The organism is Klebsiella sp. HMSC16A12, assembly GCF_001808265.1.
Taxonomy (GTDB): Bacteria; Pseudomonadota; Gammaproteobacteria; order Enterobacterales; family Enterobacteriaceae; genus Klebsiella; species Klebsiella pneumoniae.
The window spans coordinates 90,102-103,131 of the sequence record NZ_KV792561.1 but is presented as its reverse complement, the minus strand read 5'-3'; the positions used below and the strand labels follow the sequence as shown (position 1 = coordinate 103,131).

10 protein-coding genes are annotated in these 13,030 nt (G+C 55.8%); 6 read left to right on the top strand and 4 right to left on the bottom strand.

Annotated features, from left to right (window positions below; all coding sequences use genetic code 11):
- Together HMPREF3140_RS06870 and bglK are read right to left on the bottom strand one after the other, a co-directional pair.
- The coding region (locus tag HMPREF3140_RS06870; RefSeq protein ID WP_049118296.1) for a 6-phospho-beta-glucosidase at positions 1–1,064 on the bottom strand (1,064 nt) is incomplete at its 3' end.
- Between the two features lie 9 nt (positions 1,065–1,073).
- Positions 1,074–1,967, bottom strand: coding sequence for a beta-glucoside kinase BglK (gene bglK / locus HMPREF3140_RS06865; protein WP_032423573.1), 894 nt, complete (start codon positions 1,965–1,967; stop codon positions 1,074–1,076).
- A 263-nt stretch (positions 1,968–2,230) separates the two neighbouring features.
- Between bglK and purM the strand changes: the two genes are divergently transcribed.
- The 4 genes from purM (at position 2,231) to ppx (ending at position 7,683) form a co-directional block, all read left to right on the top strand.
- Complete coding sequence (gene purM, locus HMPREF3140_RS06860) at positions 2,231–3,268, top strand: phosphoribosylformylglycinamidine cyclo-ligase (RefSeq protein WP_002913836.1); 1,038 nt, start codon at positions 2,231–2,233, stop codon at positions 3,266–3,268.
- The gene (purN, locus tag HMPREF3140_RS06855) at positions 3,265–3,906 is read left to right on the top strand and encodes a phosphoribosylglycinamide formyltransferase (protein WP_004145656.1); all 642 of its coding nucleotides are present in this window, start codon (positions 3,265–3,267) and stop codon (positions 3,904–3,906) included. The genes purM and purN overlap by 4 nt, the downstream gene beginning before the upstream one ends.
- Positions 3,907–4,086: 180 nt before the next feature.
- Positions 4,087–6,147 (top strand): polyphosphate kinase 1, encoded by a 2,061-nt coding sequence (gene ppk1 / locus HMPREF3140_RS06850; protein ID WP_002913838.1) that lies wholly within the window; start codon positions 4,087–4,089, stop codon positions 6,145–6,147.
- 3 nt (positions 6,148–6,150) lie between these two features.
- Complete coding sequence (gene ppx, locus HMPREF3140_RS06845) at positions 6,151–7,683, top strand: exopolyphosphatase (RefSeq protein ID WP_002913839.1); 1,533 nt, start codon at positions 6,151–6,153, stop codon at positions 7,681–7,683.
- A gap of 53 nt (positions 7,684–7,736) precedes the next feature.
- Here the strand turns inward: ppx and HMPREF3140_RS06840 are convergent, their stop codons facing one another.
- Complete coding sequence (locus tag HMPREF3140_RS06840; protein ID WP_016530313.1) at positions 7,737–9,965, bottom strand: sensor domain-containing phosphodiesterase; 2,229 nt, start codon at positions 9,963–9,965, stop codon at positions 7,737–7,739.
- Between the two features lie 370 nt (positions 9,966–10,335).
- Between HMPREF3140_RS06840 and HMPREF3140_RS06835 the strand changes: the two genes are divergently transcribed.
- Positions 10,336–10,509, top strand: a complete 174-nt coding sequence (locus HMPREF3140_RS06835) for a YfgG family protein (RefSeq protein ID WP_004174861.1) — start codon at positions 10,336–10,338, stop codon at positions 10,507–10,509.
- 96 nt (positions 10,510–10,605) lie between these two features.
- Here the strand turns inward: HMPREF3140_RS06835 and HMPREF3140_RS06830 are convergent, their stop codons facing one another.
- Positions 10,606–11,517: a LysR family transcriptional regulator gene (locus tag HMPREF3140_RS06830; RefSeq protein WP_004221278.1), complete on the bottom strand. Its 912-nt coding sequence runs from the start codon at positions 11,515–11,517 to the stop codon at positions 10,606–10,608.
- Between the two features lie 73 nt (positions 11,518–11,590).
- Between HMPREF3140_RS06830 and HMPREF3140_RS06825 the strand changes: the two genes are divergently transcribed.
- Entirely contained in the window at positions 11,591–12,823 is a 1,233-nt protein-coding gene (locus HMPREF3140_RS06825; RefSeq protein ID WP_002913847.1) for an MFS transporter, read from the top strand.
- The last annotated feature ends 207 nt before the right edge of the window (positions 12,824–13,030 follow it).

Below are 13,030 nucleotides of genomic sequence, written 5' to 3'. Positions count from 1 at the left end.
AGGCCGACCGGGTCAATCTGCCAGCCCCAGTCCGACTTTTTGACGTACGGGTTGGAGACCAGGCTGGTGGTTTCATCATAATCAAGCAAGGGGTTGTCTTCGGTGGCTTTGGTAGCGAACGACATATAGTAGCTAAAGCCAATGTAGTCGACACAGCCCTCGGTTAACGCCTGACGATCGGCTTCGGTGATATCCAGAGTAAAGCCGCGGCGGGCAAAATAGTTGAGCAGATGCTGCGGATAGCGACCGCGCACGTGGACGTCGGTAAACCAGTAACGGCGGTGCATGGCGTTCATCGCCATCATCATATCGTCCGGGGCGCAGGTCAGCGGATAGATGGGGCACATAGCGATCATGCAGCCAATCTGCAGCGCCGGGTTGATCTCGCGCGCCGCTTTCACCGCCAGGGCGCTGGCCACCAGCTCATAGTGCGCGGCCTGGTACATCACCGGTTCCCGGTCTTCATCCGGCAAATATTTCAAACCGGAGTTGGTGAAGGGGGCAAAGTCCTCATGGAAGTTGGCCTGGTTGTTGATCTCGTTAAAGGTCATCCAGTACTTCACTTTATGTTGATAGCGGGTGAAGACGACCCTGGCAAAGCGCACGAAAAAGTCGATTAGCTTGCGGTTGCGCCAGCCGCCGTACTCGGTGACCAGGTGATAAGGCATTTCAAAATGCGACAGCGTAATGACTGGCTCAATGCCGTGTTTCAGGCATTCGTCGAACAGATCATCATAAAACTGCAGGCCAGCCTCGTTGGGCTCCAGCTCATCGCCCTGCGGGAAAATACGCGTCCAGGCAATCGAGGTGCGAAAACATTTGAAGCCCATCTCGGCAAACAGCGCCAGGTCTTGTGGATAACGATGATAAAAATCGATCGCCTCATGGTTCGGGTAGTTTTTCCCGGCCACCACGCCGTCGGTAATTTCCCGCGGCACGCCGTGGGCGCCGGCGGTCATCACATCCGCCACGCTGATCCCCTTGCCGCCCTCCTGCCAGCCGCCCTCTAACTGATGCGCTGCGACCGCGCCGCCCCACAGAAAACCTGCTTTAAATCCGGACATAGTCTCTCCCTAATGTCGATCGTCGTCTGGCGAACGATACAGCTGATTAAAATGGTAAACCGCGCCAATCAGGCCGGCATCGTTACCGTGACTGACGGTATCGAGATAGTCGGCAATGCCGAACCAGGCCAGATGCTGGCGCAGTAGCGTCAGAAATCCTGGGCGTTCCACAACGCCGCCACCGATAAAAATGGTCTGCGGATCGAAGATATGGACGAGGTTATAAAGGCCATGGCCCAGGCCATTGAAGAACTCGGCGACCAGACGCTGACAAACCGGGTCGCCGGCGTCACAGCGGTCGAAAATCAGTTCGCCTGTCACGCTATCCAGCGGCGCGCCAATATGTTGCGCATAGCGATGGCGCAGCACCCGCAGAGTGCAGTTCTCATTCATTGAATAGCGACGAGGATCGCGTCCGCCGGGACGGTCGGTAAGCATGTAGCCGAATTCGCCGGCACGAAAACGCGCCCCGTTGATCAGCTGGTGTTGGCAGAAAATCGCCCCACCGATGCCAGTACCGATAGTGAGCACCAGAAAATTGGCCATCTCCGCCGCTTTGCCCTGCCAGCGCTCGGCCAGCAGCACACAGTTGGCGTCGTTTTCCACCGAGACCGGCAGCCCGGTTCGCGTCTCGAGCCACGATTTCATGGCGAAGTTATCAAATCGACGGATAGCGCCGCCCATGGTGATAAAACCGCTGTGCGGATCGATGTAGCCCGGCGCGCTGATGGCTATTCCTTCACACGACGGATGGGCCGCCAGCCACGACAGCATTGCCTGTAAGATCCGATCGCCATCGCTGTCATTGATTGACTGCCTGGCGGTTTCCAGCAGCCTGCCGTCGCGGGCCATCACGCCCATCTTTAACGCGGTGCCACCGATATCAAATGCCGCAATCTTCATTCATCCCTCTCCTGACCCGCGTCAATCACCGACAAAATGCGTGGCAAACCAACACGGAAACCGGTTTCAGTCGTATAATGGGGATTCCTTTACGTAGAGGCAAGCACCAGACTGTACCCGGTTTCATTTTCGTGAGCAGTATCAAATTTAACCATTCATCAGCGGTTTTACGCCAACTGTAAAGCAGGCTCGCAAACGTTTGCTTTCCCTGTTAGAATTGCGCCGATTTTTCTTGCTTACCGCAAACGCGTGGAGACTTCGCAGTGACCGATAAAACCTCTCTCAGCTATAAAGATGCCGGCGTGGATATTGATGCAGGCAACGCTCTCGTCGACCGTATTAAGGGCGTGGTGAAGAAAACCCGTCGCCCGGAAGTGATGGGGGGACTGGGCGGATTCGGCGCGCTGTGCGCACTGCCGCAGAAATACCGCGAGCCGGTACTGGTCTCCGGCACCGACGGCGTCGGTACCAAGCTGCGTCTGGCAATGGATCTGAAGCGTCACGACACCATCGGTATCGACCTGGTCGCCATGTGCGTGAACGACCTGGTGGTTCAGGGCGCTGAGCCGCTGTTTTTCCTGGATTATTACGCCACCGGTAAACTGGACGTCGATACCGCAGCCAGCGTCATCAACGGCATCGCCGAAGGCTGCCTGCAGTCCGGTTGCGCGCTGGTCGGTGGTGAAACCGCAGAGATGCCCGGGATGTACCACGGCGAAGATTACGACGTGGCGGGTTTCTGCGTCGGGGTAGTGGAAAAATCAGAAATCATCGACGGCAGCAAAGTGACCGATGGCGACGTGCTGGTGGCGCTGGCGTCCAGCGGCCCGCACTCTAACGGCTATTCGCTGGTGCGTAAGATCATTGAGGTTAGCGGCGTTGACCCACAAACTACCGACCTTGACGGTAAACCGCTGGCCGACCATCTGCTGGCGCCAACCCGCATCTATGTGAAATCGGTGCTTGATCTGATCGCCAGCGTTGACGTCCACGCTATTGCCCACCTGACCGGCGGCGGCTTCTGGGAAAACATTCCGCGCGTGCTGCCGGATAACACCCAGGCGATCATCGATGAGTCCTCCTGGCAGTGGCCATCCGTCTTCAACTGGCTGCAAACCGCCGGTAACGTCAGCCAGCATGAAATGTACCGTACCTTTAACTGCGGCGTAGGGATGATTATCGCCCTGCCGGCAGCGGAAGCGGACAAAGCGATTGCCCTGCTGAATGACAAAGGTGAAAACGCGTGGAAAATCGGGTATATCAAAGCCTCCGATTCCGAACAGCGTGTGGTCATTGCATGAAAAACATCGTGGTGCTGATTTCCGGTAGCGGCAGCAATTTGCAGGCGATCATCGACGCCTGCGGCCGGAAACAGATAAACGGCACCCTGCGTGCGGTATTCAGTAACAAGGCTGATGCGTTCGGCCTTGAGCGCGCGCGCCTGGCCGGCATCCCGGCCCATGCGCTGGCGCAAAGTCAGTTTGCCGACCGGGAAGCGTTCGATCGTCAGCTGATGCATGAAATCGACGCCTACGCCCCGGATCTGGTGGTGCTGGCAGGCTATATGCGTATCCTTAGCCCGGCGTTCGTCAGCCACTATCAGGGACGTCTGCTGAACATCCATCCCTCGCTACTGCCGAAGTATCCTGGCCTGCATACTCATCGTCAGGTGCTGGAGAACGGTGACGAGGAGCACGGTACCTCGGTGCACTTCGTCACCGATGAGCTGGACGGTGGGCCGGTTATCCTGCAGGCCAAGGTGCCGGTCTTCGCTGGCGACAGCGAGGAGGAAATCACGGCGCGGGTTCAGGCCCAGGAACATGCCATTTATCCGCTGGTCATCAGCTGGTTCGTCGATGGACGTCTGCGCATGGCAGGCAACCACGCCTGGCTGGATGAGCGACAGCTTCCCCCGCAGGGCTATGCCGCCGACGAATGAACAACCAGCCCCGCATGAGCACATCGCGGGGCTTTTTTTTAATTAAAAGTGTTTACTAATCAAACATCTCACAGAAATAATTCTTCTTACTGTCATATTGTTGTGACACAGTAAATCGCTATGCAGAAAAATTCGTCATAATAGTCTACGTCCTGTGAGTAAAACGGAGTGTGAGCGGTAATGGGCCAGGAAAAGCTATACATCGAAAAAGAACTCAGCTGGTTGTCTTTTAACGAACGCGTGCTGCAGGAAGCGGCGGACAAGAGTAACCCGCTGATTGAGCGCATGCGCTTCTTAGGGATTTACTCCAACAACCTGGATGAGTTTTACAAAGTGCGCTTCGCTGAGCTGAAGCGCCGGATTATTATCAGTGAAGAACAAGGCAGTACCGCCCATTCTCGCCACCTGTTAGGCAAAATTCAGGCCCGCGTTCTGAAGGCCGATCAGGAATTCGATAGTCTGTATAATGAACTGTTGCTGGAGATGGCGCGTAACCAGATCTTCCTGATCAACGAGCGCCAGCTGTCCGTCAATCAGCAGGCCTGGCTGCGCAACTACTTCAAGCAGTATTTACGCCAGCATATCTCGCCGATCCTGATCAACCGCGAAACGGACCTCGTGCAGTTCCTGAAAGATGATTACACCTATCTGGCGGTAGAGATTATCCGCGGGGAAAACATCAACTATGCTCTGCTGGAAATACCGTCGGATAAAGTGCCGCGCTTCGTGAACCTGCCGCCGGAAGCGCCGCGTCGCCGCAAGCCAATGATCCTCCTGGATAACATCCTGCGCTATTGCCTGGACGATATTTTTAAAGGCTTCTTTGATTACGATGCGCTGAACGCCTACTCGATGAAGATGACCCGTGACGCCGAGTACGATCTGGTGCATGAGATGGAGTCGAGCCTGATGGAGCTGATGTCCTCCAGCCTCAAGCAGCGCCTGACCGCCGAGCCGGTTCGCTTCGTCTACCAGCGCGATATGCCGGATGCGATGGTCGAAATGCTGCGCGATAAGCTCTCCATTTCCAACTACGACTCAATGCTGCCGGGCGGCCGCTATCACAACTTTAAAGACTTTATCGGCTTCCCGAACGTCGGTAAGGCCAATCTGGTCAATAAACCCATGCCGCGCCTGCGTCATCTGTGGTTTGATAAATTCCGCAACGGCTTCGACGCCATTCGCGAACGCGACGTGCTGCTCTACTATCCCTATCACACCTTTGAGCACGTGCTGGAGCTGCTGCGTCAGGCCTCCTTCGACCCCAGCGTATTGGCGATCAAAATCAACATTTACCGCGTGGCCAAGGATTCGCGCATTATTGACGCGATGATCCACGCCGCCCACAACGGTAAGAAAGTCACCGTAGTGGTGGAGCTGCAGGCGCGCTTCGATGAAGAGGCTAACATTCACTGGGCGAAACGCCTGACGGAAGCGGGAGTCCACGTTATCTTCTCTGCGCCAGGTCTGAAGATCCACGCCAAGCTGTTCCTTATCTCGCGTAAAGAAGGCGATGAGGTGGTGCGCTACGCCCACATCGGCACCGGTAACTTTAACGAGAAGACGGCGCGGATCTACACCGACTATTCGCTGTTAACCGCCGATGCGCGCATTACCAATGAAGTCCGCCGGGTGTTTAACTTTATCGAGAACCCCTATCGTCCGGTTAGCTTCGACTACCTGTTGGTGTCGCCGCAGAACTCGCGTCGTCTGCTGTATGAGATGATCGATCGCGAGATCGCCAATGCGCAAAACGGGCAACCGTCCGGGATTACGCTGAAGCTGAACAACCTGGTGGATAAAGGTCTGGTGGACCGACTGTATGCCGCCTCCAGCTCCGGCGTGCCGGTTAATCTGCTGATCCGCGGCATGTGCTCGCTGATCCCGGGTCTGGAAGGTATCAGCGAAAATATCCGCGTCATCAGTATTGTGGACCGTTTCCTCGAGCACGACCGGGTCTACTGTTTTGAAAACGGTGGCGATAAACAGGTCTGGCTCTCCTCTGCCGACTGGATGACGCGTAACATCGATTATCGCATCGAAGTTGCCGCTCCGCTGCTCGATCCGCGTCTGAAGCAGCGGGTGCTGGATATTTTTGATATCCTGTTCAACGATACGGTAAAAGCGCGCTATCTTGATAAAGAACTGAGTAACCGCTATGTGCCGCGCGGCAATCGCCGTAAAGTGCGCGCGCAAATGGCGATTTACGATTATCTCAAATCACTCGAACAACCCGACTAACCTATGCCAATAAACGATAACACCCCTCGGCCGCAGGAGTTCGCTGCGGTTGACCTTGGTTCGAACAGTTTTCATATGGTGATCGCCCGTGTCGTCGACGGCGCCATGCAGATCATCGGACGCCTGAAACAGCGCGTACATCTGGCCGATGGCCTTGATGAAAACTCGGTGTTGAGCGAAGAAGCCATGACCCGTGGGCTGAACTGCCTGTCGCTTTTTGCCGAACGCCTGCAGGGGTTCTCCCCCTCCAGCGTCTGTATCGTCGGGACGCATACGCTGCGTCAGGCGACCAACGCGGCGGAGTTTCTTAAACGCGCGGAAAAAGTGATCCCCTACCCGATCGAGATCATCTCCGGTAATGAAGAAGCGCGCCTGATTTTTATGGGCGTTGAGCACACGCAGCCGGAGCGCGGCCGCAAGCTGGTGATTGATATCGGCGGCGGTTCAACCGAGCTGGTCATTGGCGAAGATTTTGAGCCCCGCCTGGTGGAAAGCCGCCGCATGGGCTGCGTGAGCTTCTCGCAGGCCTATTTCCCTGGCGGCGTTATCAATAAAGAGAACTTCCAGCGCGCGCGCCTGGCGGCGGTGCAGAAACTGGAGACGCTGGCCTGGCAGTTCCGTATTCAGGGATGGACCGTAGCGCTGGGCGCCTCCGGCACCATTAAAGCCGCCCAGGAAGTGCTGGTGGCGATGGGCGAGAAGGACGGATTTATTACGCCGGAGCGCCTCGAGATGCTGGTAAATGAGCTGTTGAAGCATAAAAACTTCGACGCGCTCAGTCTGCCCGGTCTCTCAGAAGACCGTAAAGCGGTCTTTGCGCCTGGGCTGGCGATCCTCTGCGGTGTGTTTGACGCGCTGGCCATCAAAGAACTTCGTCTGTCCGATGGCGCGCTGCGCGAAGGTGTCCTGTACGAGATGGAAGGCCGCTTCCGCCACCAGGATATTCGTAGCCGCACGGCACAGAGTCTGGCAAATCAGTACAACATCGATCGCGAACAGGCGCGCCGGGTACTGGAAACTACCACCCAGATGCTGGAGCAGTGGCAGGAGCAGAATCCCAAGCTGGCCAATCCGCACCTCGCGGCGCTGTTGAAATGGGCGGTGATGCTCCATGAGGTAGGGCTGAATATCAACCACAGCGGCATGCATCGTCACTCGGCCTACATTCTCCAAAATAGCGACCTGCCGGGCTTCAATCAGGAGCAGCAGATGCTGATGGCCACCCTCGTACGCTATCATCGCAAAGCGATCAAGCTCGACGATCTGCCGCGCTTTACGCTATTCAGGAAAAAGCAGTTTCTGCCGCTAATTCAGCTACTGCGCCTGGGCGTACTGCTGAATAACCAGCGTCAGGCTACCACTACGCCGCCGACGCTGCGCCTGCAGACGGAAGCTCACCACTGGACGCTGACGTTTCCGCACAACTGGTTTAGCCAGAATGCGCTGGTGCTGCTGGATCTGGAAAAAGAGCAACAGTACTGGGAAGGCGTGCCGGAATGGATGCTGAAGATTGCTGAAGAAGAGCCAGACGCCTGATCGTATCTTTGGCTATCAACCGAGCCGGGCGCTTACGCCCGGCTTTTTGCTGTTCAGCCGGTCATCTCCTCCGCCAACTGCGTCAGAGGTACCGGTACCCCGATATCATAGCCCTGCATATAATCGATCCCCAGCGTGATGACCGCCTGACGTATTTCCGGCGACTCCACATATTCGGCCACCACCTGCATGTTCTTCATACGCGCCAGACGACAAATAGAGTCCACGACCTGGTAATCAAGACTGCTGGCAAGCAGATTGCGAATAAAACTGCCGTCGATTTTAAGAATGTCGACGTTCATTGTTTTTAACCGGGCGTAGCTGGCGTAGCCGGTACCAAAATCATCGATCGCCACCCGGCAGCCCAGCGCCCGCAGATGCTCTAAAGTCTGGCAGACCAGCTCGGGATTGCTGAGCGCGTAGTTCTCGGTCAGCTCGAAAATAATCTGCCATGGCTCAATGTTGTAGGCCTGCAGCAGCGCTTCGACCTCCTGAGGAAACTGGCTGCGGCTCAGCGACACCGGAGAAAGATTGATCGCCAGCCGCAGACCGGGCAGCGCCCGCCGGTTGGCGTCCATAAAGGCCAGCGTATGCTCAATAACCCACTGATCCACCCGCGTGGACAGCCCAAACTCGTGCGCCACCGGCAAGAACTCGTTTGGCCCCGTTAGCTCACCCGACTCCCCTTCCATCCTCACCAGCACTTCATGATAGCGATCGCCGCGAATGCCCTGGATAGGCTGCGCCATCAGGACAAAATGGTCATGTTCCAGCGCTTTGAGAATGCGGTTCATCATCACGACTTTATCTTTCAGATCCTGCTGAACATGGCCCGCGCCGCGGCGCTGTAAATTTTCCGGATGGCCGCTGGCTAACGACATGTCGGCAATGGTGTTCAACTCGCCAAGCAGTAAATACAGATGCTTGACCGGCGAGCGAACGCTGCAATAGCTCATGCCGATCCGCGGCTGCAGGGGGACCCCGTCCCAGTGGAAACGGAACTGTCGCAGGGAGCGGTCAATTAAGTGAATGCGCGCCTGGTGCCCTTCGCTATTGAGACGGAACACTAAATCGTGACCGGCAAGATGATATACCGCTTCGTTGGGCTGCAGCAGCGTTCTCAGGTGGTTCGCCAGCATTTGCTTATACTGGATTCGCAAAAGTACCCCATAGTGGCGCCCCAGCAGTTCAAGCTCAGGAATGCGCAGAAAACAGAGCGTCGACCAGCTCGTGCCGTTGAGCGCCCGGCTCAGCGCCCGCAAGTTCGGCATATGAACCACCGGGTCGAGGAAGGCCATCTGCCGGACGCGAGCGTAGATCAGCCGCTGCTGTGTCGCCAGCATCGCCGTATAGGCGACAATAAACGAGAATACCAGATAGCTTGATGACGTGATCGCCAACTGGGTGTTATAGCTTGGGTAAATTGGTAAGTAACGGTAATGAAAATGGATCACGGCAATCAGCACCGGCGTCCAGATCAGTGAGATAAAGCGATAGCCAAAACGCATGGCACCCCAGAGCATCACCGGCATCAGCAATGACAACGTATAATTCGTACTAAATATGGTGCTGCTATCATTAAGCGGCATCAATAATAGCCACAGTAGCAGAATTAATACCGTCGCCCAGCAAATAATTTCAATTTTTTTTATTTTTGGATCAATTTGTAAGCGAACCTGAGAAATAAAGCCGCGTAAATGAAAAGGATTACGAATGACCCGTAACACAAAATAACACAGCGGCATGCCGGTCAGGCACCCTACCATTAGCGCCTGAAAGGTGATTAATGAACGTAAACTAAATGGCGTAACGCCGGTCATTTCCGTTGTGCGCGGATGGAGTCCAAGATATTCGGCAATCTGTGACAAAATCAGAAAAATGACCGAGGGGAGCAGCATTTGCCAGAACAGACGATGCGGCATCAGTCGGACGTTGCCGTGTGAGACCTGCTGACGCTGGGGGACAAAAATGCGGTAGCCGCCCCAGCAGAGCACGCAGGGGATAAGGAAATGGAACAGTACACCGATGGATTGCTCAAGCATCATGCCGTGGGCCAGAGTTAACAGCAGGCCAATAATAATGCCAGGGATCGCCGCCCAACCAAAAAACATCATCAGGCTGAGCACCAGCGCCAGGGGAAGATAATACAAAAATACCATATGACCATTGAGCATGGTGTAGGTATTCGCCCATCTGGCGACCGGTAATAACAGCGCAGGCAGAACGAGCGGTAAAGCCCACCACTTGTCGCGATATTGTTGATAGTATTTTAATAAATTCATAGGTGCTCTACAGAGTGCCTCTGCTCCCGCGAGGCATATTCAGGCAGGCATCCAACCACCCATGCTGACCGCGTAAATAATAACGACACGGTAACGTCCGCTGATTTTAGTGGCCAAGAGAAGGAGACTATTGATATAAATCAACAAATGCTGACACCAACATTAATAAATCTTATTTTTCCCGACATTTCACGGCTAATAAAGTGAGCATGTAAATACGACGATTATCTTATATAACATTAATTAATGTTTTCACTGCCGCACTTTTACATCTGCATCAATTGACCCCATCTCGTTCCTGTGCCTTAATACCCCCATCGCCCATCTTCGGGTATACTTCAAGGATCCTTTTGTGAGTCAGGCACCCAGTATGCGTAAACGACATCGATTTAACCGTCGCATGACCCGTATCGTACTGCTTATCAGCTTTCTCTTCTTCTTTGGACGCTTTGTCTACTCCTCCATCGGCGCCTGGTACCATCATCAGGATAAAAAAGCGTCGCAGGAGTCATCGCTCACCGTCGAACCCTCCCCCCGCGAGTAATCTTTTGATTCTAATACTGCAAGCGCCACACTCCGCAGGCAGAGCCGCTCGCTGCTGAAGTACTGTCTTTGATGCGGTAATTTTGCCGTCGGCGATTTATAAGCGCACGGTATGCAGCAGGCGCAGCATTTCAGCGATACCTTTTGTCACAATTTTGTCCTGACGCATGACTACCGCCAGCTGTCGGTATAGCCGCGGCGCCAGCGAGTGTACGCGTAATCCGTCGCGATCCTCCACCCGCTCCACCGCCATGCGGGGCACGATGCTGTAGCCCAGCCCTGCCCGCACCATGCGCTTAATCGCCTCGATGCTCCCCAACTGCATTACCGGCGTCACCGCCAGTCCCGCCGAGCGGAACCAGCGGTCAATCAGATCCCGCGTGCCGCTACCCGCCTCGAAGGCAATGAGCGGCTGCGCCTGCAGCTCGGCGGGAGTATAAACCGCCGGCATCTCCGTCTCGCGGCTGGCATAGATGGTCACGAACTCCTCATCTAACATCGCAGTCACCGCCAGACTGCGCCCCTGCACGGGCAGCGTGACCAGCCCGAGATCGAGCCGGTTTTCTTCCACCGCGCGGACGATATCCAGCGTGTTGCCGGTGGTCACCCCCACCGTCAGCAGCGGGTGCTGCTGACGAAGATGCTGCAGCAGCGGTGGAAGAAGATGAATGCAGGCCGTCGCGCCAGTCCCCAGCGTCAACGATCCATTAACCTCCTGACTGAATGCGCTGACCGACTGCACCGCGCTATTCACCGCCCGATCGATCTGCTCGCTGTGGGCCAGCAATGCCATTCCCGCCGCCGTCGCCTTGATCCCACGTCCGGTTCGCTCCAGCAGCCTGGTCTGTAAAAACTGCTCCAGCTGACGTACCTGCAGGCTGACGGCAGGTTGGGAGATCCCCAGCGCGTCGGCGGCGGCAGAAAAGCTGCCGCGCTGTACGACCAGCCGGAAGGTCGCCAGATTTCCCAGGTTCAGTGTTGTCATAAAAGTTTCTCTTATACCGCGCATAAGGTAGCCGCTCTGCCAGAACAATAGCCTGCCGGGTATGCTCAGGACAACTGTCTTAACGGAATGAAAAACCATGGAAATAAACGCTATTCCCCGACGCCTTGCCTTCACCGCGGGCGGTCAGCAACTCATCAACTGGGGGATCTCTTTTTATATGCCCGGCACCTTTGCCGGGGCTATCGCCGCCGACAAAGGATGGTCCTTGCCGCAGATCTATCTCGGCCTGACGCTTGCGATGCTGATGATGGCCGCTGTCTCCCCGTTCGTTGCCAGGCTGCTGGCTCGCTTTGGCGGAAGGCTGGTGGTCACCAGCGGTACCTTACTGATAGCCGCCAGCTGCGCCATGATGGCCTGGCGCCCTTCGCTGGCCGGCTGGTACGGCGCCTGGCTGCTGACCGGCATCGGCATGCGGCTCTCACTGTATGATGCGCTGTTCGCCGCAGTGGTGAATCTGTACGGTCAGCAGGCGCGGAAAACTATCTCTCATATCACTCTCGCTGGCGGTCTGGCCTCTGCCCTCTTCTGGCCGCTGGGCGAGGCGTTATTAACCATCATGCCCTGGCAGAATGCCCTGCGGATCTATGCGCTGTTTGGCCTGCTGAGCGCATGGCTGAGTTATCAACTGCCTCGCCAGCGGCTCAGTTCAGCGGCGAAATCACCAGCCTCGCCAGCGACAGCAGAGGGCGACCGGCGTAACGGGGCGCGTTACGCGATCTTTATTGCGCTGATCACCTTCATCTCTAACGGTACCTCTACCCATCTGCCGGAGTTTATCAGCCACTTTGGTCTGCCGGTTGCCGTCGGTATGCTGTGGGGATTCGGCCAGACCGGCGCCCGGCTGGGGGAAGTGCTGGCCGGTCCCCGGGTCACCTCACTCACGCTAACGCGTTTTACTGCGCTCGCCATGCCGCTCTGTTTTCTCCTTGGATTGAGCAGCACGACCTTTGCCGGATGCGCAGCCGGGTTTGTGCTGGGCTATGGCGCGATTAACGGGCTGGTGACGATTGTCAAAGCGACGCTGCCGCTGGCGCTGTTTAGCGCAGAAAGCTACGCCAGCCGCACGGGTCTCCTGCTGATCCCCGGGCAACTGATGGCAGCTGTTTCACCCTTTGCCTACGCATGGCTGAACCACCGGCTGGGCATTATCGGCGGAATGTGGGTGTCCACCGGGTTAACGTTGATCGTTGCCGGACTGGCGCTGGCGATGGTGCGCGAGGCGGGTAAGGCGCAGGATGAACGTAATGTAGAATATCCGGCAGCGGCCGTTGACCAACCGATAGCCAAAAACAACCTTGCTGAAGAGTAAACGTGGATCACTACGCCGTTGATAATTTACGCCTGCCCTTATAGCCATATGGCAGGCATTATTCATACTATAAATTTTTAATGAAAATACATTCACCAAATCAATGATGAAATTTTTAAGAGAATAGCAGGGCATGCTGTCACCTGCGAAAAATAACGATACCGCCTGTATTTTTCGCTTGCATAATGATCCAAAAAATAAAGCCAG